General features: G+C 42.9%; 30 protein-coding genes, 12 tRNA genes and 1 pseudogene. 36 read left to right on the forward strand and 7 right to left on the reverse strand.

Translation table 11 applies throughout. The annotated features are described in order from the left end of the window. Positions 1-2 precede the first annotated feature (2 nt). The 12 genes from ACYQ0Y_RS00005 to ACYQ0Y_RS00060 all read left to right on the forward strand — a co-directional run bounded on the left by ACYQ0Y_RS00005 (position 3) and on the right by ACYQ0Y_RS00060 (position 1,085). Positions 3-75: transfer RNA gene (locus tag ACYQ0Y_RS00005), tRNA-Asn, on the forward strand. A 15-nt stretch (positions 76-90) separates the two neighbouring features. Then, positions 91-182 (forward strand) — tRNA-Ser (locus tag ACYQ0Y_RS00010). 6 nt (positions 183-188) lie between these two features. Then, positions 189-261, forward strand: a tRNA-Glu gene (locus ACYQ0Y_RS00015). 12 nt (positions 262-273) lie between these two features. Next, positions 274-346, forward strand: a tRNA-Val gene (locus tag ACYQ0Y_RS00020). 9 nt (positions 347-355) lie between these two features. After that, a tRNA-Asp gene (locus tag ACYQ0Y_RS00025) sits at positions 356-429 on the forward strand. Positions 430-465: 36 nt separating this feature from the next. Then, positions 466-538, forward strand: a tRNA-Phe gene (locus tag ACYQ0Y_RS00030). An 11-nt stretch (positions 539-549) separates the two neighbouring features. Continuing rightward, positions 550-630 (forward strand) — tRNA-Tyr (locus ACYQ0Y_RS00035). Between the two features lie 4 nt (positions 631-634). Next, positions 635-705: transfer RNA gene (locus ACYQ0Y_RS00040), tRNA-Trp, on the forward strand. A 16-nt stretch (positions 706-721) separates the two neighbouring features. Next, positions 722-794, forward strand: a tRNA-His gene (locus ACYQ0Y_RS00045). 7 nt (positions 795-801) lie between these two features. After that, positions 802-873: transfer RNA gene (locus ACYQ0Y_RS00050), tRNA-Gln, on the forward strand. 19 nt (positions 874-892) lie between these two features. After that, positions 893-963 (forward strand) — tRNA-Cys (locus tag ACYQ0Y_RS00055). 36 nt (positions 964-999) lie between these two features. Then, a tRNA-Leu gene (locus ACYQ0Y_RS00060) sits at positions 1,000-1,085 on the forward strand. Positions 1,086-1,232: 147 nt separating this feature from the next. On the opposite strand, the gene ACYQ0Y_RS00065 is transcribed toward ACYQ0Y_RS00060, so the two are convergent. The 6 genes from ACYQ0Y_RS00065 to ACYQ0Y_RS00090 all read right to left on the reverse strand — a co-directional run bounded on the left by ACYQ0Y_RS00065 (position 1,233) and on the right by ACYQ0Y_RS00090 (position 5,708). Further along, the gene (locus tag ACYQ0Y_RS00065; protein WP_407881893.1) at positions 1,233-2,351 is read right to left on the reverse strand and encodes a tyrosine-type recombinase/integrase; all 1,119 of its coding nucleotides are present in this window, start codon (positions 2,349-2,351) and stop codon (positions 1,233-1,235) included. Positions 2,352-2,549: 198 nt separating this feature from the next. After that, entirely contained in the window at positions 2,550-2,807 is a 258-nt protein-coding gene (locus ACYQ0Y_RS00070; RefSeq protein ID WP_407881895.1) for a hypothetical protein, read from the reverse strand. Next, positions 2,800-3,180 carry a hypothetical protein gene (locus tag ACYQ0Y_RS00075; protein ID WP_407881896.1) on the reverse strand — a complete coding sequence of 127 codons (381 nt, stop codon included), beginning with the start codon at positions 3,178-3,180 and terminating at the stop codon, positions 2,800-2,802. The genes ACYQ0Y_RS00070 and ACYQ0Y_RS00075 overlap by 8 nt, the downstream gene beginning before the upstream one ends. Before the next feature lie 69 nt (positions 3,181-3,249). Further along, on the reverse strand, positions 3,250-4,095 hold the full coding sequence (locus ACYQ0Y_RS00080; RefSeq protein WP_407881898.1) for an SHOCT domain-containing protein: 846 nt from the start codon (positions 4,093-4,095) through the stop codon (positions 3,250-3,252). A gap of 118 nt (positions 4,096-4,213) precedes the next feature. Then, positions 4,214-4,861: a hypothetical protein gene (locus ACYQ0Y_RS00085; protein WP_407881900.1), complete on the reverse strand. Its 648-nt coding sequence runs from the start codon at positions 4,859-4,861 to the stop codon at positions 4,214-4,216. Positions 4,862-4,985: 124 nt separating this feature from the next. Next, complete coding sequence (locus ACYQ0Y_RS00090; RefSeq protein ID WP_407881902.1) at positions 4,986-5,708, reverse strand: helix-turn-helix domain-containing protein; 723 nt, start codon at positions 5,706-5,708, stop codon at positions 4,986-4,988. A 146-nt stretch (positions 5,709-5,854) separates the two neighbouring features. Between ACYQ0Y_RS00090 and ACYQ0Y_RS00095 the strand changes: the two genes are divergently transcribed. Genes ACYQ0Y_RS00095 through ACYQ0Y_RS00110 form a run of 4 tightly spaced genes read left to right on the forward strand, consistent with a single transcriptional unit; the run spans position 5,855 to position 7,360 of the window. Continuing rightward, positions 5,855-6,094 carry a helix-turn-helix transcriptional regulator gene (locus ACYQ0Y_RS00095; protein ID WP_407881904.1) on the forward strand — a complete coding sequence of 80 codons (240 nt, stop codon included), beginning with the start codon at positions 5,855-5,857 and terminating at the stop codon, positions 6,092-6,094. Between the two features lie 34 nt (positions 6,095-6,128). Then, positions 6,129-6,896 (forward strand): phage antirepressor, encoded by a 768-nt coding sequence (locus tag ACYQ0Y_RS00100; RefSeq protein WP_407881905.1) that lies wholly within the window; start codon positions 6,129-6,131, stop codon positions 6,894-6,896. Positions 6,897-6,905: 9 nt separating this feature from the next. After that, on the forward strand, positions 6,906-7,193 hold the full coding sequence (locus ACYQ0Y_RS00105; protein WP_407881907.1) for a hypothetical protein: 288 nt from the start codon (positions 6,906-6,908) through the stop codon (positions 7,191-7,193). Continuing rightward, entirely contained in the window at positions 7,190-7,360 is a 171-nt protein-coding gene (locus tag ACYQ0Y_RS00110; protein WP_407881908.1) for a hypothetical protein, read from the forward strand. The genes ACYQ0Y_RS00105 and ACYQ0Y_RS00110 overlap by 4 nt, the downstream gene beginning before the upstream one ends. A 91-nt stretch (positions 7,361-7,451) precedes the next feature. Here ACYQ0Y_RS00110 and ACYQ0Y_RS00115 read toward each other — a convergent pair whose 3' ends face one another. After that, positions 7,452-7,934, reverse strand: coding sequence for a hypothetical protein (locus tag ACYQ0Y_RS00115; protein WP_407881909.1), 483 nt, complete (start codon positions 7,932-7,934; stop codon positions 7,452-7,454). Between the two features lie 187 nt (positions 7,935-8,121). Here ACYQ0Y_RS00115 and ACYQ0Y_RS00120 point away from each other — a divergent pair, with 187 nt between their 5' ends. From ACYQ0Y_RS00120 to ACYQ0Y_RS00215, 20 genes and pseudogenes are all read left to right on the forward strand, one after another. After that, positions 8,122-8,343: a hypothetical protein gene (locus ACYQ0Y_RS00120; protein WP_407881911.1), complete on the forward strand. Its 222-nt coding sequence runs from the start codon at positions 8,122-8,124 to the stop codon at positions 8,341-8,343. Beyond that, a complete protein-coding gene (locus tag ACYQ0Y_RS00125; RefSeq protein WP_407881912.1) occupies positions 8,336-8,674 on the forward strand; it encodes a hypothetical protein in 339 nt (112 codons plus the stop codon). The genes ACYQ0Y_RS00120 and ACYQ0Y_RS00125 overlap by 8 nt, the downstream gene beginning before the upstream one ends. Then, positions 8,674-9,162: a siphovirus Gp157 family protein gene (locus ACYQ0Y_RS00130; protein ID WP_407881913.1), complete on the forward strand. Its 489-nt coding sequence runs from the start codon at positions 8,674-8,676 to the stop codon at positions 9,160-9,162. Before ACYQ0Y_RS00125 ends, ACYQ0Y_RS00130 begins: the two co-directional genes overlap by 1 nt. A 9-nt stretch (positions 9,163-9,171) precedes the next feature. Then, entirely contained in the window at positions 9,172-9,921 is a 750-nt protein-coding gene (locus tag ACYQ0Y_RS00135) for an AAA family ATPase (protein ID WP_407881914.1), read from the forward strand. Further along, a complete protein-coding gene (locus ACYQ0Y_RS00140) occupies positions 9,921-10,499 on the forward strand; it encodes a DUF669 domain-containing protein (protein ID WP_407881916.1) in 579 nt (192 codons plus the stop codon). Before ACYQ0Y_RS00135 ends, ACYQ0Y_RS00140 begins: the two co-directional genes overlap by 1 nt. A gap of 10 nt (positions 10,500-10,509) precedes the next feature. Beyond that, positions 10,510-11,358, forward strand: a complete 849-nt coding sequence (locus tag ACYQ0Y_RS00145) for a conserved phage C-terminal domain-containing protein (protein ID WP_407881917.1) — start codon at positions 10,510-10,512, stop codon at positions 11,356-11,358. Further along, positions 11,336-12,586 (forward strand): DnaB-like helicase C-terminal domain-containing protein, encoded by a 1,251-nt coding sequence (locus ACYQ0Y_RS00150; protein WP_407881919.1) that lies wholly within the window; start codon positions 11,336-11,338, stop codon positions 12,584-12,586. Before ACYQ0Y_RS00145 ends, ACYQ0Y_RS00150 begins: the two co-directional genes overlap by 23 nt. Then, entirely contained in the window at positions 12,583-12,924 is a 342-nt protein-coding gene (locus tag ACYQ0Y_RS00155) for a hypothetical protein (protein ID WP_407881921.1), read from the forward strand. Before ACYQ0Y_RS00150 ends, ACYQ0Y_RS00155 begins: the two co-directional genes overlap by 4 nt. A 35-nt stretch (positions 12,925-12,959) precedes the next feature. Then, positions 12,960-13,160, forward strand: a complete 201-nt coding sequence (locus ACYQ0Y_RS00160) for a hypothetical protein (RefSeq protein WP_407881922.1) — start codon at positions 12,960-12,962, stop codon at positions 13,158-13,160. Then, positions 13,135-13,329, forward strand: coding sequence for a hypothetical protein (locus tag ACYQ0Y_RS00165; RefSeq protein ID WP_407881924.1), 195 nt, complete (start codon positions 13,135-13,137; stop codon positions 13,327-13,329). The genes ACYQ0Y_RS00160 and ACYQ0Y_RS00165 overlap by 26 nt, the downstream gene beginning before the upstream one ends. Continuing rightward, positions 13,326-13,535, forward strand: a complete 210-nt coding sequence (locus ACYQ0Y_RS00170; RefSeq protein ID WP_407881926.1) for a DUF7336 domain-containing protein — start codon at positions 13,326-13,328, stop codon at positions 13,533-13,535. The genes ACYQ0Y_RS00165 and ACYQ0Y_RS00170 overlap by 4 nt, the downstream gene beginning before the upstream one ends. A 15-nt stretch (positions 13,536-13,550) precedes the next feature. Further along, complete coding sequence (locus tag ACYQ0Y_RS00175; protein WP_407881928.1) at positions 13,551-13,859, forward strand: putative HNHc nuclease; 309 nt, start codon at positions 13,551-13,553, stop codon at positions 13,857-13,859. Next, positions 13,856-14,155: a hypothetical protein gene (locus tag ACYQ0Y_RS00180; protein ID WP_407881929.1), complete on the forward strand. Its 300-nt coding sequence runs from the start codon at positions 13,856-13,858 to the stop codon at positions 14,153-14,155. The genes ACYQ0Y_RS00175 and ACYQ0Y_RS00180 overlap by 4 nt, the downstream gene beginning before the upstream one ends. A 308-nt stretch (positions 14,156-14,463) precedes the next feature. Then, positions 14,464-14,682, forward strand: a complete 219-nt coding sequence (locus tag ACYQ0Y_RS00185; protein WP_407881931.1) for a DUF3310 domain-containing protein — start codon at positions 14,464-14,466, stop codon at positions 14,680-14,682. A gap of 254 nt (positions 14,683-14,936) precedes the next feature. Next, complete coding sequence (locus tag ACYQ0Y_RS00190) at positions 14,937-15,428, forward strand: DUF1064 domain-containing protein (RefSeq protein ID WP_407881932.1); 492 nt, start codon at positions 14,937-14,939, stop codon at positions 15,426-15,428. After that, entirely contained in the window at positions 15,425-15,688 is a 264-nt protein-coding gene (locus ACYQ0Y_RS00195; RefSeq protein ID WP_407881934.1) for a hypothetical protein, read from the forward strand. The genes ACYQ0Y_RS00190 and ACYQ0Y_RS00195 overlap by 4 nt, the downstream gene beginning before the upstream one ends. Continuing rightward, positions 15,685-15,978 carry a hypothetical protein gene (locus ACYQ0Y_RS00200; RefSeq protein ID WP_407881936.1) on the forward strand — a complete coding sequence of 98 codons (294 nt, stop codon included), beginning with the start codon at positions 15,685-15,687 and terminating at the stop codon, positions 15,976-15,978. Before ACYQ0Y_RS00195 ends, ACYQ0Y_RS00200 begins: the two co-directional genes overlap by 4 nt. Positions 15,979-16,145: 167 nt before the next feature. Continuing rightward, on the forward strand, positions 16,146-16,568 hold the full coding sequence (locus tag ACYQ0Y_RS00205; protein WP_407881937.1) for an ArpU family phage packaging/lysis transcriptional regulator: 423 nt from the start codon (positions 16,146-16,148) through the stop codon (positions 16,566-16,568). 404 nt (positions 16,569-16,972) lie between these two features. Continuing rightward, positions 16,973-17,149, forward strand: a pseudogene (locus tag ACYQ0Y_RS00210) (GcrA family cell cycle regulator); the annotation flags it as partial. A gap of 574 nt (positions 17,150-17,723) precedes the next feature. Next, a complete protein-coding gene (locus tag ACYQ0Y_RS00215) occupies positions 17,724-18,299 on the forward strand; it encodes an HNH endonuclease (protein WP_407881938.1) in 576 nt (191 codons plus the stop codon). The last annotated feature ends 27 nt before the right edge of the window (positions 18,300-18,326 follow it).

Consider the following 18,326-nt stretch of genomic DNA (forward strand, 5'->3'; position numbering starts at 1 on the left):
ATTCCGGCATAGCTCAGTTGGTAGAGCACCTGACTGTTAATCAGGTTGTCGACGGTTCGAGCCCGCCTGCCGGAGTTAATTTAAAAAAATGGAGAGTTGTCCGAGTTGGCCGAAGGAGCACCACTGGAAATGGTGTAAGCGGGTAACAGCCTGCTTCAAGGGTTCGAATCCCTTACTCTCCGTTTTATGACCCCTTGGTCAAGTGGTTTAAGACACCGCCCTTTCACGGCGGTAACATGGGTTCGAATCCCGTAGGGGTCACTTTAATATTTTGGAAGATTAGCTCAGTTGGGAGAGCGTCTGCCTTACAAGCAGAGGGTCACAGGTTCGAGCCCTGTATCTTCCATTTAATGATGGTCCCATGGTCCAGTTGGTTAGGACGCCTGCCTGTCACGCAGGAGATCACGAGTTCGAGTCTCGTTGGGACCGTTATTTAAGAATTAAATACCGAAAAAAAAACGGTATGGCTCGGTAGCTCAGTCGGTAGAGCAATGGATTGAAGCTCCATGTGTCGGCGGTTCGATTCCGTCCCGCGCCATTTTATTGTCTGGCGGAATAGCGAAGTGGCTAAACGCAGCGGTCTGTAAAACCGCCCCGAAAGGTTCGTTGGTTCGAATCCAACTTCCGCCATTATAGGGATATAGTTTAACGGTAGAACGTCGGTCTCCAAAACCGCCGGTGCGGGTTCGATTCCTGCTATCCCTGCTTGCTACATATTATGGCGGTATTGGTGAAGTGGTTAACACACTGGTTTGTGGATCCAGCACGCGTGAGTTCGATTCTCACATACCGCCCTTTTATTGGGATATAGCCAAGTGGTAAGGCAACGGACTTTGACTCCGTCATGCGCTGGTTCGAATCCAGCTATCCCAGTTTGGATTTGCTCCATTATGGTGGTATAGCCAAGTGGTAAGGCAGAGGTCTGCAAAACCTTCATCACCGGTTCAAATCCGGTTACCACCTTTCGCGTCGAAAGGCGTGTAGCCCCATTAATAGTATGCCGCTGTGGCGGAATTGGCAGACGCGCTGGACTCAAAATCCAGTTCCCTTTACCGGGAGTGTGGGTTCGACCCCCACCGGCGGCACTTTTTGCACCTCGGTTAATATGTGGTTAACCTTGGTGAATAGCTATATAACAGCGTTTATACGTTGTTCAGCATATGACTAAAGCTCACGAATTTCGTGAGCTTTTCGTGTGTCTCGTGAGCTTTTCGTGAGCGTCTCTTACCGGTTTAGATGATGCCTTGATTAGTTAGAAAGTTCTGACGGAGTTCAGTATTTTGTTCTTTAAGGTCATCAGTTTCAATTACATAGTATTTCTGCAAGGTCTCAACTGAGTGGCCAAGAAATCCAGCAATAAACTTGTCATCTAGCTTAGCTAATTTCATCATCGTTGCTTGAGTACGACGCCATGAGTGCGTAGTGATTCTGGGAACGTTAGCACGTAAGCAGGCGTTTTTGAGGAACTTATTGATCGCAGTGGGGGACACGGGCTTACCATCGAATCCAATAAAAACATATTGGTTCATCTGCAAGATGTTATTGTCATGTTGCTGCCATCGCCAGTAATCGGCCAGATATTGGAACACTGTTTGTTCCACAGTAATGGTCCTGGGCTTTGTGTGATCCTTTAGGTGGATGCGGCCACGGCCCGTCTTATAGTCCCACTGGCCATCGATTAAAATGGTGTGGTCATTTGTGCTAAGTTTCGACCACTGGAGACCTAGCAGCTCACCGACACGCATTCCTGTGAATGCTAGCAAGATGCAAGCGTACTTAGACACGCAGTCTTCTGACTGCACAATCTCGTGCAACAGATGTTTGTAAGCTTTGACCGACAACGCCTTAGCTTTAGGCGTTTTTTCATGTGGAGCAACGCCTGCAAAACGGGCACCAACGCACGGGTTTCGTGCAATGATACCTTCATCAATGGCGCTTTCCATCATAGCCTTCATACTAGTGTGCATTGTCTTTACAGTCTCATGTGATAAGTGCTCCGCTTCGGTGTTTAACCACATCTGATAACTAGCCTTATTGATCTGGTCGATAGGGCGTTCCGGTGTGAAGAATTTCATCGCATGGTTAAGGTCAACCTGAATTCGCTTAATCGTCCATGCTTCTACGAATGGCTTCTTGTACAGGTTGAGCCAGTGCTGTGAGTAATCGGCCAGTGAAACTGTCTTACTGGTCATACCCATGTCGGCGTCTGCGATGATATGACTAGCCCATGCTGACGCTTCTGCTTTTGTTTTAAACGTGCGTTGCTTAGTTTCCCATTCACCCGTTACTGGGCTCTTGAAACGTGGACGAATTTGCCATCGTCCGTTAGGCTGTTTAATTGGTTTTGCCATGTGTGATTATCTCCTTGTTTGTAAGTAGATAGGTCGATCACACAGATTCGGTAGAATCTTTTATCCCTAGTTAGCGGACTAGGGGAGGCATTGTGGTATCACCTTCTTTCATGTATATTTGTATATGAAAAGGGCGCAGTTATTGCGTTGCTTGCTTAGCACATCCAACTTCTTGGCGGGAGGGGATGTGCTCTTTTTTTATTTCAAAATGTAAGTTAACACGGCGATGACAGCAACAACTATACTGATACCAGTTCCATAGAACCAATTCTTTTGCTTCTCAAATTTAGTATCAATATGAGCACTTAATAGATCAATTTTATCTGACACTTTGTCTATTGCATGATCTAATTCTTCGTGTGTTACGTATCTGTTATCCATGGTTCCACCTCCGTTTGAGTTGCCAAAATCTCCTGAAACAACGTTACCTTGTTCAGCTTTCGCAATCTTAGCCATTGTTAGAACCTCCGGTCAAGAATACAGATACATTATATTCTTCATCACCAATTTTTACATGAGCCGTTAGACGATTAGAATCAGCAACCTCCGCTGCTTGTATGACAATATAGAAAGAAACCTCGCTGATACCAGTTTCATGACCATCAGTTTTAACATTCGAAAAATCGAATGTGTTACCAGACGGTTGCAAAATCATTTTGTCATTCTGATCAGTTACACTGATATTTACAACAAACGGAGTCAAGTTGAAGTAAATATACTGGACGTGGACGTAAATGGTAAACTCTCCTGTTTTAGGTTTCCTAATTGCGAGAGTTGGAATTTTATCATCTTTTCCGGTTATATACACGGTATTAATTTGTGGTTCCATAGTAGACTCCTTATATGTATGTTTGCACATCTACTTCCTGGCGGGAGGGGATGTGCTGTTTTATATATTTTAAAGTCCTAACAGTTGTTTCTTCTTTGCGTCGAATTCTTGTTCATTAATAATGCCCTCGTCTAAAAGCTTTTTGTATTTGATGATTTCGTCTGCTCCGCTTGCTACTTGCATAGCTTGAGAATGGTGAGTTGCTTGTTCACTTGACATTATGCCATCTAATTTTGCAGTAAGTGAGGCTAGTTCTTTTTCGGACATATTAGTGGCCAATCCAGGCTTTATTGGCCCGGATAGAATTTTAATTTCGTGAGAGCTACCGTCGCTGAATGCTATCGTTACTGATATTCTGTCAATCACATCGTATTGCTTGCTTCGGCTGCTCACTGCGCCAGCGATAGCACCAACCGGACCAAGAAGTGCGCCGCCAGCAAGAGTCCTCGTTATTCCGTGCTTCTTTTTTTGATCTGAATGTCCCGTTTCGGTTGGGTGATAGCCAACAATTGTGCTGTAGTCTTTTACGGTATAGTTCTTGTTGAAAAGCGTTGTATCAATCAATATCCGTTTGAGATTGTCATCGAAATAAACATTTTCAAATTTGGCACTATCATGCTGAATAAATTCTTGCTTTATGGTCTGATATTTAGCTCTATCCTCGTTTTTTGCATTTTTCTTATAGGCTGACAGGTCAACCGGTTTTCCAACATCGGTCAGTTCTCGAAAATCCTTAGACGTATTGCGAGATCCCCAAAAGGCCGCAAGGCTTCGCTTATGTTCAATTAAGGAAGCCCCATATTCGCCGATTGGGGTTCCTTTTAAACATGAGTGGCAGATAACCCCGTCTTGTACGTGCAAACGATAAAATCCAAGCTTATTGCTACCGCAAAGTACACATTTAACATTCTTCATGATTTTCCTCCATTAATATAATTATTTTGGTTAAGCTGCAGCCTCTGATTCGCTCAAGCGGATTGGGGCTTTTTATTTTTCCCGGCTTTTAATGTCATCAGTGTTTGGACGTACCTCATCAATAGGCGTTTTGCATCGTTTCGTCAATTGCAGCTTGGCCCTTTGCAGTCGGCGTCCCGTCTTGGTTTGCATAGCCGTTCTGTTTAGCCCACTGTTCTTGACCCGATACCCAAGAATCTGTAGTTCCGTCAGGATTAGTGCCGGCAGCGTGATCTTGTCCTGGCATTACTGGATTGCCGTTAGGATCATAGCCACGTTCCCGATTGATTTCACCTTGAGTTTGAGTAGTTTGTTGTTGCACCTGACTAGCAGCTGCCGCTTGAGATGATGCTACAGTCGCACTGGCCGCCACAGCGCTTGAGCTTGCCGCTGCTGATTGTTGCGTTGCTTGAGACGATGCAACAGCCGCTGAGGATGCCGCAGCGGCTGAACTAGAACTAGCTGCAGCTGCGGATTCACTATCTGCTTTTGCTTTACTTTCGGATGCCGCCTTAGCTTGAGACTCGCTAGCCGCCTTAGCCTTGGACTCAGATTTAGCTTTGGCTAAAGATGCTTTTTTAGCTTTTGATTCCCACTTGGCCTTAGCAACACTTTCAGAGCGTGCTTTGGACGAATAACTATCTTTATTTGTTGAATTATTATTTCCGCACGCTGCCAATGATAGGGTGGCTAGAGTGACAATCCCTAAACTAACTAATTTTTTCATGATTAGCCTCCAAAGTTTATCCAGCTTTTAATGACTTCCGTATCTGGTCTTATGTAAGTATAATACCGATAAATATGTAGAACGTGTGTTCTTTTTAACGCATAAGTATAGGAGCAATAAGCTCCTATAATATAACTCTGCCTATAATACGTACCTGGTCATCTTTAACACGACGTGGTTCGTATTTTTTGTTAATTGATCGTAAGATGACTTCATCGGAAGTGTAGTCGTAGCAAATTTGCTTACAAGTAACACCGTCTCCATCAATTTCAACGATAGCAATTTCACCATTCTCAACTTCTTCTTGCTGATGGTAAAAGATAATTTGACCATCGTGAATAAGTGGCTCCATCGAATCGCCTTGTATACGAATGGCTGTATCTGCCCCGTGCGGTACGTCGGTGAAGTCATCATGTTCGATTTCTACATCGCCATAAGTCAATTCAGTAGGGTTAGCGGCTGACTTACCAACGAGTGGCAAGTTAACGACTTTACCATTTTGTTCTTTCAACTGATTGTCAGCGTAGTTGTAGACGTTTTGCTGACGAGGTTCTTCTAACTTTTTTAGTATATCAACAGTATTATCGATATTTGTTTGAGAAGGATCTTTAATAAAACGATCCTTTTCTAAACTTTCTTTTACTAGATATGAGTTAAAAAGTTCTTGTGGAGTTACACCAAGCGCTTGAGAGTATTTTAGTATAGCTTTTTCGTCAATAACACGGCTTCCACTCTCATGTTGCGATACTGTATTTTGACTAAATCCCGTCATCTTTCCTAGATCTTTTTGTGTAAGGTGTTTTTCTTTTCTTATTCTTTTAATAGATGGTCCAAGTATATTTTCCATAATAGCGCCTCCTTTATGTGATAATTATATCACATAATCTCTAGAAGAGATAGAATTTTAAACAAAAAAATCTCTTTTTGAGATTTAATAGTTGACTTATGTATCTCTTAATGAGATACTATTGATGTTGAAAGGAAGTGAAACATATGTCTATTGGAGTATCAAAAGAAGATCTACGTGTAAAATATCTTTTACCAAAGAACAAGCTAAGAGGTGCTAGGAACGCACAACGACTAACAACTGCTTTTGTAGGAGCGCTAATAGGATTAAGTAGAAGACAGTATGAGCTCAAAGAAAATGGAAAATATCCATTTAATGACTATGAAATGCTCATCTTATCTGAATATTTCGAGATTCCAGTTGGAACTCTTTTTTTTGAAGAGTAATATCTCTTAAAGAGATTAAACGGAGGCGTGATAAATGGAAGAATTACAGAATTTTGTTTTTCAAGGTAATCAAGTAAGAACAGTAATAGTTGATGATGAACCATATTTTGTCGGTAAAGACGTAGCTGACATTCTGGGGTATGCAAAATCGAGAAATGCTATTAGTAGCCACGTTGATAACGAAGATAAAAAGGACGCCCCAATTCAGGGCCCCCTTGGCGGAACTCAAAATATGACAATCATTTCAGAGTCAGGTGTCTACTCATTAATTTTCGGTAGCCACCTTGAATCGGCTAAGCTTTTTAAACGTTGGGTCACAGGTGAGGTTTTACCGACGATTCGCAAGCACGGCGCCTATATGACACCAGCAACGATTGAAGACTTGCTAACTAATCCTGACAACATTATCAAGTTGGCAACACAACTTAAGACTGAACGTGAAGGCCGCTTGATCGCTGAGCAGAAGGTCAATGAACTTCAACCAAAGGCAACTTACTATGATCTGATTCTTCGTAATAAGTCGTTACTGTCCATCACGAAGGTTGCCAAGGACTACGGCTGGAGTGGCGCCAAGATGAACAAGGAACTACATCGACTTGGTGTGCAGTACAAGCAGAGTAAGACGTGGCTGCTGTATCAGAAGTATGCAACAAAAGGCTATACACAAAGCCAGACGTTCGTTGATGACGAGGACACCTCGCACATGAACACGTACTGGACTCAGGCAGGACGCATTTTCATCTATGAAACGTTGAAGAACGAAGGTATCTTGCCGCTCATTGAATCAGAACAAACAGCATAGGACAAGATCATGGCAAATTCGGTAGATGAATTTATTGAAGCCAAGGTGCAGTCGGAAGTGACGAAGAGATTAGCGGCTCTTAGTCAGGGTATTCCGTTATTGCGACCTTGGTACACAACAGAACAGGTTATGGAGCTGACCAGTTGGACGGATCGGCAGACGATCATTAAGAAGTTTGCACACGACCCTGAGGTGGTTCGATTGGGACTCGTTAAGCGAGACGGCAAAGGTTACTTCTGGCGCAATCCAGAGTTTCCACGGTGGCTTCATGACGTTTATTGGAGGCGTAAATCGTGACACAAATATTAACAGCAATCAAAGCATCAGCGATGAACTACGACATCCTTATGGCGCTTATCCTCATCCCATTACTAATTTGGCTAGGCATTGGCAATCACGCTGACGTAGCCGTTGAGAAGGTAAGTCAGGCGGGGATGTGGCTACTAAGTAAGGTGTTCGGATAATGAAAAGGCCAAGCGATTGGCTGGAATTAGGGGATGAAGATGAAAGAGTATTGGAATTGGTTAAAAGCAAATCCTGAACAAATGAAAATATTTATTCTGACAATTGTTTCGATAGGATTTTCGTTAACTGGTCTGATGATTGCTCTGTATCAGTTAAGTTGACCTCTTGCTTTAATACTTGTGCCGTCGAATCAATTGTCAGTGTGACTGGAAGCTCATAGATATTCTTCGACCACTTATTCAATTTGATTGCTAAAAACACTTGTGTTGCTTGAAACGGCAAAACGCTAGTTGGGAGTGAAGTAGAGTACACCCATTTATTGCCTTGACCAAGCACTTGGTGCTCCCAACTGTAACTTTTTCCATTTCCTTTTTGATTATCCAAGGCTACAGAAGTAATGGACGCAGGCAGAGACGAAGGATTTTGAACCAAAACAGACATGTAAATCATATCTCCAGCATAGTAATTCCAAACAACAGTAGCGGTTAAAGAACGATGAGCAACTCGATATTGGGATAGGGCTGTAAAGGCCGAAATCGCCAGACCAATTAACGAAATAACAATAGTAATCATATGTATTCACCTCATAAGCATTATCCCACATGAAAGGCGGTGGTTGAACGTTAGCTGACAGATTAGCACTAGCAGGTCTGCAATCCATGCAGCCACGAAAAAAGGTCAACCAGAGTGGCAGCTCTGATCGACCGATGAAGAAAATATTAATTAACCAGATTGTATACAGAAAAGGAGATAAACGCAAATGGATCTTGAAGAAGTGAACCACTACGTAACCCAAGCACAAATTGAAACAACAGAGCATTTTATCACTCTACTAGATAATCGAATTGAACCATTGCGTAAGCAGCCACTCGCAACACGAAGCCTAGATGAACACAAAGCTGGTCAGATGCTTATGGCAACGAACATCTACGACGACATCAATAACTACCTCAAGGACCTTAAGGAGGCTGCTAATGACTAATCCACGAGACCTCGAAAATCACATGGTAGCTGATCCAGTTGACGATCGTATTCTGTTTGATCGAGATTTCCAAGGCAACGAACTGTTTACCTGCGATGAGGTTCGCTCACTAACGCTTAACGGTGTGGAATACCTATTCAAGGCGGAAGACGCAGGCAAGTTACTCGCTCAACTTAAGAAGCACAACAGCAGCTTACTGTTAGGACAGCTGACAGGTGTATATGCCGGTGAGTTACTTGACATGTTATTCCAGGATGCAGGCTATGAGACACCACTCGATATGCTCAACGATCTAGGCGCAATCATCATCAACGAAGGGGATGCTGCTTAATGGAAACGTTATATGAGCTAGATACTCAGTACCAGCAAGTGTTAAGTCTGCTGGAAAGCACGGATGACCCTCAATTGATACAGGACACATTAGATTCCATCAGCGGTGCAATTGAGGATAAGGCGGCTAATTACGCTGTGGTACTGAAGCAATCTGATGCTTCGCTGAATATGTACGACAAGGAAATTAAACGGCTGCAAGCTAAGCGCAAGCAGATCAAGGTCAATCAGGACCACATGAAGCAGTTCTTGCTTAATTCGATGAACCTCGCTGACGTGAAGAAGATTGAAAGTGTTCGAGGAAACGTTCGAATCCAGAAGAATCCGGTGCGCTTGAAGATCGATGATGAGGCACAGGTACCAGATAAGTATTTCGAAATCAAGGAAGTACACGAGCTTAAGCGAGCAGTGCTAAAAGATGCCTTAAAGAATGGTGCAGACGTCAAAGGTGCGCACCTTGAGCAAGGTGAATCTATCAGGATCAGTTAGGAGAAAGATATGGCAATTGTAAATGGCAAGAATATTCAACGAAACAAGAATTGGAAGGTCATTATCTATGGCAAGCCAGGCATCGGTAAGACTAGCTCGGTGAAATATCTAAAAGGTAAAACTCTAGTTTTAAGTTTGGATAATTCAGACCGTGTTTTAGCGGGGCAGGATGTAGATATATATCAATTCGATCGATCAAATCCAGAAAAGGATATTACTGAATTTGTGAAGACGGTCAATCAGATTAGTAAGGATTATGACAACTTAGTTATCGACAATATATCCAGTTTTGAAAAGGATTGGTTTGTTGAAAAAGGGCGAGGTAGTAAGAACGGTATTTCAAATGAAATCCAAGACTACTCCCAGTGGACCAATTACTTCGCACGCATTATGACCACACTCTATATGATTCCAAACATCAATATTGTAACGACAGCATGGGAACGACAGATTGAAATCACTACTGAAACTGGTCAGCAGTTTAACCAGTACGCACCAGAAATTCGTGACAGCGTCCGTGATGGACTTTTAGGACTAGCTGATGTAGTAGGCCGGATGATTGTAAACCCGAAAACCGGAGAACGTGGTGTGATTCTGGAGGGAAGCGATGCTGTCTTCGCGAAGAATCGACTAGACAGTCGTACGGCAACAGCCATCGAAGACTTGTACAAATTTGGCAGCGATCCAGTCAAAAAATCTGAATCTAAAGAATCACCTAAAACTACAGCAAAAACACCTGAAAAAGGAGCAACTAAATAATGGCAAAAATGCACATGGATTATGACAGTCTGCCAAAGGGTGGGGATTATGATGCCTTACCAGCTGGCGACTACGAGATGGTTATTAACAAAGTTGAAGAACGTGCAACTAAAAGTGGCGCTGAATCGCTGCAATTGGATTTGATTGTTCGTAATGACTTAGATAAAGCACCTAATTTAACTGAAACAAACGGTCAATATCACAACCGACACGTTTTCTTGGATAACTGGAAGCGCAAGAAGACAAATGAATATGACACCGAACACCTACCAATCATTCTAAAAGCTGCTGGATTTCCGGATGGTAAGGACTTTGATTTTCCAGACGACTTCATCAACTTTCTTTATCACAAACCTGTCCGCGTATCACTTAAGAACGAAGAGAATACCTATAAAGGGAACACGACTAACGTCAATCGTGCTGCACCTTGGGACTTTTCAGAAACTGAGTTTCCTCAAGTTCAGCATCAGTGGAAAAAGGAAGATGGACAGTCATCTACTAAGTCTAGTGCTTCTGATCCGTTTGCAAGCAACGGCGTTGATTCAATCGATGTTTCAGATGACGGCCTGCCATTCTAGGAGGTAGCAAATGGCGGATGAAGGTTGGATCAAGGTGTATCGCTCCATCCGCTCCAATTGGCTATGGGAGGAAGGAAACGAGCGATACCTAAAATGGTGGCTCGACATTCTGCTGATGGTTAATCACAAGCCAAAAAAGGCTTTTGTAAAAGGTCACTTGGTAGAAGTTGGCACTGGTGAAAAAGTCACATCAATCGTGAAACTGTCAGAACGCTGGGGTGTTGACAGAAAAGTTGCTAGAAGATTTCTGGAATTACTTGAACAAGACGATATGATTTCTCGTTCAAGTTCGGTCAAAAATGGGACAAGGCTTAAAGTCAATAACTACGCGGATTATCAAGCTTTTAAGTCAGAAAAAGAACAAGTGTCGCCCCATGTAACGCCCCAGGTGTCGCCCCATAAACAAGAACTTAAAGAATATAAAGAACCTATTGTCGACTTCGGAAAGTTCATGGAATTTTTCAATAGACAAACTGGAAAGCATTTTAGAAACGTTGAAACGAATCGGAAATTGATCTGTGCCAGATTGAACGATGGCTATTCGAAATCTGATTTAGCGAAAGTAGTTAATAAGAAAGCTGCGCAATGGAAGAACGATCCAAAGATGAATCAGTATCTAAGACCATCAACTTTGTTTGCACCAACGCATTTTGAGAACTACTTAAATGAGCCGGATGAACGAATTGCTAAACCAAGTAGTACATCGACAGTTGAATCAACTAAAGATGATGCCATTCAAGAAGCATTGGAAATGAGTGGTTGGGATGTTGAGTCAGTTATCAATCAATTTGAATCTGATCCTGACGTTCCTATCACTAGAGAGGATATAGAGCAATATGTACAGCGGAACAGACATTGAATTTAACGTAGTTAACGCGTTAGTAGATCAACCATCATTGATTCGCGTGAATGTGGTTAAGCCTGAGTGGTTTACGAACCCAGATTTGCGAGCACTCGTTAAATTTATCAATGAGCGTAACGGGGAATTTAAAGGATTTATTCAGCTACGACGAGAATTTGACGAGCGAAATGGTCATCCAGTTCCTGATGATTTTTGGAAACAACTCAGTAATTCTGAACAACTCAAGTTTGAATTTAAAGGTTATCTAAGAGCTGTGAAGCGAGCATACCTAGAACGGTCATTACAGGAATTATCTAGGCAATATGCGGAAACACCGAGAACATCAATCACTAAAGAGATGCAGAAACTTTTAGAAAAAATGAACCAGCCAGACGAAATCCCTGTTGAGACAATGACGGATCTTGGTAAGCAACTTGAAAAGCGGCTTGATGAGGAAACGACCGATGGTATTCACACGTTTAACTTCATCGATAATCTAACGGGTCGTGGGTTAGTTGGTGGTGAGTTGTTGACGATTGGTGCACGGCCAGCGGTTGGTAAATCAGCCTTCTGTGCCAACCTCGTTATCAAAGCCTTCAGAAAAGATCCAGATTTAACCATAGATTTCTTCTCGTTAGAAATGCCTAACAAAGAGAACCATAACCGAATCATGGCAAATCTGACAGCGATTCCCTTACAGAAGTTTTCTAATCCACATCAGATGATCAAAGGAACCGATCGTTTCAACCTAGAGGCCGGGATCAAGATGGTGGATAAGTGGGACTTGGTATTTTACGACCAGTTTAGTGACATCCAGAGTATCGCCAGCAAAATCACAGAGCGAGCGGCGAGTGCACAAACAGGCAAGTACCTTGCCATCATTGATTACTTGCAATTAGTTACTAATCCAAATGAGAAAGAGCGCCGTCTGCAAGTTGAAGGTGTCACACGTCAATTGAAGTTAATGACGAACCAATTAAATATTCCGATTATCTTACTCAGTCAGTTAAGCCGTGGTATTGAATCTCGTGATAATGGCACACCACGTCTATCGGATCTACGTGAATCAGGCTCAATTGAGCAGGACAGTAACGCAGTAGCATTCCTATATCGCGAGCATGCAACTCCGCAAGCAGTCGACAACCTAATCTTCGATGTTCAAAAGAATCGTGAAGGTCAATTGCGAACAGCCAAGATTAAGTTTGTTAAGAACACTCAGAAGATGACAGAAAGGTTTGACTCATGACATTAACTGAATTTAACGACGTGATGGTCAAACTACATCTAACTTACACGTTGGCAGTTGCAATGTACTTAGATAGTGCAGCAGATTATGCCAAGAAAGCAAAACTGTTAGATGGCAAGAATCAAGTTGCGGCTGATCAATGCAAACAACGACAAATTGAGTTTGAACAGTTTGCGTTAGAACAGGCACTGTTTGAGTCGCATCCATCAGGTCAAAGATTTGAAGATTTGGCTGATCATTTTACCCAAGGAGAGCTTAGGTCATCGAATCAAATTATTAAAAGGTGGAACAAGGTTCTTGCACAATTCGGGCAAATGATCAGTCCGATTGAAATTTGATCATCGGCAGATGAAAGGAGTGTGAGCATGACAATATGGATAACAAAAAGCGTGGACTACATGAGATCCATAATCGGGCTTATCCAGTCTCTGATTGGTTAGCTGATCGACTGGTAAAGTACAAGGTTGATAACAAATTCGCCAATTACGAAGTGGCTCTAGGCCATTTGCTAGCGCTAGGGATTAGAGAACAGGAGACACTTAAATCTTATGAACAACAGAAGCGGACGCACTAATAAAGTTATATTGCCAACGCCAATGAGTCATCACGACATTCACAAGCAATATGAACAAGCGACGAACGGTTTACGAGATAAAAATGTTATTTACGGCGTGGCACGCTCAGGCGAAGAAGCCGTTTCAATCGTGCGAGACGAATTGAAGCTGTTGGAGGATAAACGATGAAATTATATGTTGTTGATTATGATGATAGTTCATATGACATGGTGGATTATGGAATTGCAGGCATTTTTTCTACAAAGGAAAAAGCAATTGATTTTATTAGAAAAGTTACTAATGCAGATAAAGATCATTGTTATGACATCACAGAAACAAATTTAGACAGTCCAGGTAAAGAAATGTTCGGTCTTAGCGCGTTTATGGTGGACTAATGGAGGAATGTTGAAATGATAAATTTACAACAAGGTGATTATGCATTGAGTTACTACGGGCTAAAATATCGCCAATGTGCTATTTGTCGGCAGCATGCGGACATTGCTCATATTCAGTCTGTGGGGATGGGTAACAACCGCCGCATAATGAGCCACATTGGTCGGTACGTCATGCCACTGTGTCGTGGTCATCACATGGAGCAACACAGGATTGGCATTGAAACATTCATGAAAAAATATCAAGTGAAAGGTGTGCGAGTTGATCAGGCAATAGCAGAAATGCTGCGGCTTGGTGACTGGCACGTAAGTGGTGATGAACAATGATGTACGCAAAAACGACGCTGGTTGAGATGGAGAAATTTGATTCATTGACAGTGGCACGTAAGTATCACATTCGCATTCAAACAGAAGTTAGTTCCATTGAGCAAGTGATGGACGATGATTTAGTTCCACGTGGCGTATACATGATGAAAGTACACGGTGGTTACGCGAATATCAATTATGGCGACTGGATTGAGACAGATCTTAATGGAGCGCACGAGGTTGTTAATGACGATGTATTTAAAAAAGCATATAGGCCAGTTGAGGTCAGTGACTTGAATTATCCAAATGACGATTGAGATCGCGGAGGCAGGTAGCAATGAATAATAAACAAAAATTACCGAATGATATGCATCTAAAATTATGGGACGTGCTTCCGTATGACGATTAAAGGTAAGGAGAAAGCCACACAAGATAGCATCAGGGTGGCACTAGCGCAGGCAGGATACATTGTTTTTAGGACGAATGTCGGTAATTGTGTCACAGAAAGATTACGACTGGATGATTAAGTTCTTCGAAAGCGAAGATCCAGAAGACGGCTACGATTTTTACGCCCCATGGGTGCTTGCTAACTTAATAAATAAAGCTAGGTTCGAGGACATTAAGAATGATTAAGCCAGACTATTACCAAAACAAAAACGGTCGTGATTTGATCGACTCTTTCGCTGATCAGATGAGTGCTGATGAGTTTAGGGGCTTCATGATCGGCAACATCATCAAGTACCTAACTAGGTATCGCCAAAAGAACGGCATGGTTGATCTACGCAAAGCCGAGACTTACATGACGCGGCTAGAAGACTACGAGGCGGCTCAATATGCAAACTAAGAAAGTTATATTGCCAACGCCACTAAGCCATCGCGACATCCACAAACATGATGGATTCCCGACGAATGGCTGGGCAGCGCATTTAGAACACAAGAAAAAGCCTACAGTGTGGCAGCATATTAAGTCACTACTAGTGTGGGCGTTAGGAGTTATCTGATGGGAACAGGCTATTACATTACAATGGGCATCGTAATTGCCGTACTAGCAATCATGACCATCTGGGATGTTCACAACGGCGGAGGGAGGCCAATGCATTGAACTCGCCAACAGCGCTGAACAAGCGTGGAACCAAGATTGAAAAGTGGGGACAGAAGTTTGACAGCCAAAAAGAGCTGGACTTCTACGAGCGGTTCATTCTTAAGCAAGTCAATCCTGATCACGTATCAGTGCATCCACATTTCGTACTTGCTGAGAAGAAGCTGATTAGCCAAGGCGCATCAATCAACAGCATTCGATACACGCCCGACTTCGTTATCTACGATGACTTCATGCACATTCTACACGTGTACGACGTTAAGAACTCATTTGGTCCATACGGCATCGATAACGGTAACAAGCTGACGTTTCGGTTATTCGCAATGCACACAGGAGTGCCAGTTGAGGCAGTCGTAGTTAGACGTCACGACTTCAAGGCTGCCTGTATCGGAGTGACGAAGCAACTTAATCTAACTGGCAAGGCTAAGACACCAAAGCCAATTGTCAGAAACGATGTGTTTTACAACTGGAAAGAGGCGACTAACTATTGACTAGCAGAAAGGTATTAACACCAATCGAGCACGAACGTTGTCGTAAAGCCTACTTTAACTTCTTAGCAGATGGGTTACAGGATCACGATAACGATATATGGCGAACCATTTTATGGGCCAGTCACAAGTTCATGAGAATGAGTGCAGGCCACACAAGCGATGAACAGTATTATCTAGTTTCAGCAATTGACGAATTGAGCACGGCTGAAAAGAATCAAGTGATCCATGAATTAACGATGGCAGATGAGGTGAATCAATGAAACAGCATTTGAGCCTAGAAGAACAAGAAACTATCTTATCTATCGATGGTGAAACTAAACGCTGGCATATTTACTCATGCCGAACGTTGGACTTTAACAAATACAGTCCATTATTGGATAACCTAGCCGTAACGAAGTATGACGATGGCCAGATCATGAGCATTGAAGGTGAGCTGAAGAAAGGCTGGTACATCACCAAACCTCGTGAACATAAAACAAGGGTGCTAACCGATGAACAACGTGCGGAACTAGTCGAACGTGGTAGACGTTTGTCACAGAGTCGCATTTGAGCCGAGTAAATAAAGAGATTACTTTGTTTACTCGACAGCAAATTAAGCTTTAGGGTATTTACCCACAAAATAAAATAAAGCCACATGAAAAAAGCCACATCCTTACGGACATGGCCATCTTAAACTATTTAACTCGACAACTTATTATAGCAAAGGATGGCGGATAGATGAATGAGGATGCGGTGATTAACGAAGCTAAGAAGGAACTAAGCCGATGTGGCCGATTAATGCGCCAAGCAGGCAAACGTATGTCAGAACTTAAGTCGCCAGTATTCGATGCACAGCCGAAAGCACCATCTTTTGCTAACAGTGTAGAAAGCCGAATGGTTAAGCAGATTGACGCAGAGAATGAACTACGTGACATCTTATTGGCAATTAGCTTGTGTGATAACAAAAGCAAACAGATTCTGTTTGATCTGTATGTTGATCCAAATGAATACTCTGACTTAGAAGCAATGGATAGACTAGGTTACCAGTCAACCCAATACTTCCACTATAAACATCGTGCTCTACTTAGATTTGCAGAAGGTTACAAACAAGGCGCGATTTATGAACAGCTGCAAAATAGTGGTCTATTAGCGAAGTATTAGCGGCTTATGAACGAAGACATAGATTGTTTTGCAGTGTTATATTGTTATTGTTCTATTGGTAGGTAGCCAATGGAAACCCCCTCGAAATGTATGTAGCAACAGGTACCGTGACTGGTTGTAATCCAATGGTGGTTCGAATCCACCACACGGCATTAAGTGCGCTTTAATAAACTTAACCAGTAAGGGTGCAGGAACACCCAATGCGCAGTTAATCTAATTCAAATGGCCACTTCATTGTGGCATTACATAAGCAAGCGGTTGGTTGAGGCTGACCGCTTTTCTAAATCAAACAAGACAAGCGTCGTGCTAAACAGCATGGCGCTTTTAGTTTGCAATCGAAAGGTAAGCGACCTGACGAACTACTGCTAAAATACGTCAAAGATTAAATTTCTGGAGGCGAGCAGATGCAATGGACAGATGAACAAATCAGTAGCATTAGGAAGCTCGCCTCCGAAGGATTTACAAGACGAGAGACGGCAGACAAGCTCGGGATTAGCTATGATGCGCTTTAGGGCAAAGCAAGACGGCTTGGGATTGAGTTTCAATCACCCATGCCTAATGAATACGATTCAGATGGCACAAATAGGGAGACACCGTCCGCTGACAGAAAAGTCGCTCTTAATGCTGATGGTAGCCAAACGGTCACGGCCTTAATGAGACTCAAGCATGAGCCAAATAAAGACCCACGAACTTTGATGGAGTTGTGTGGATACGATCCTGATAAGTTCGAGATGGTGTTAGGCGACTACAAAGTGTATGAGCAGCATAGTACCGAAAATGGCACAGTTCCGCAGTACAGCATTCATATTCGCGTAAAGCCGAAACAAGGCTTATCGATAAGTGAAATGGCTGAAGCGTTCAATGACAAAATCATTCCGGTCAATTACGGCATGAAGAAATCGGGCGATCGCAACTTAGTCATCCCATTGCCTGACCTGCATTTTGGCTGGACAACATTCGCCGATCTAAAAGATATGGTGAGTCAACTTAGAGAGATCATCATGGACGGCTACAGCGAGATTGTGATTGAGCAACTGGGAGATCTATTCCATAGTGATCAGATTCATGCAACACAAACGGTTAGAGGGACACAGCTAGATCACGCAAACCAAAATACGGCCCATGGCTATCGTTTTGAAATACTAGGTGTCCCAGATGTCTAGAGTATGGAACACCGAATACGGCAACCTATACGATGCCGAATACCGAATCATTGAGAAACTATTGAGAGAAGAAAAACACATGCCAAGAGTACATCGCTGCCGTGCACTTGGTTGCCACAATGTTGTAGAGTGGCCGGCACGCTACTGCGCACAGCACAAGTCATTGGAAACCACAGCGGACGAAAAGAAACGTGACTATTGGAAGTACAACCACATCACACGCAATCGTTCAGTCAGCAAGCGTGAACAGTACAAGTTTTACAAAACACAACAATGGAAGCACCTTCGTCAACTGGTGCTTGATCGTGATTACTATCTATGCCAATACTGCAAAGCACGTGGAAGACTGACACAAGGGAACATCGTTGATCATGTGGTGCCAATCGAAGATGATGCTAACGGCATGAGTGATGCGTCTAACCTTGTCACGTGCTGCAAGACCTGCCACCAAGCCAAGACAGCTTGGGAGAAAACGTACTATGGCACCGGTCAATCCAATACGCTCAAGGGATCGCCACGTTTGCGTGACGTAAAACGGATAGTTGAACTGATTGACCGTCAGCAGTGAGAATGACAAACGCTAAATTTTTTGGAC

It is taken from the genome of Furfurilactobacillus curtus, assembly GCF_054657915.1.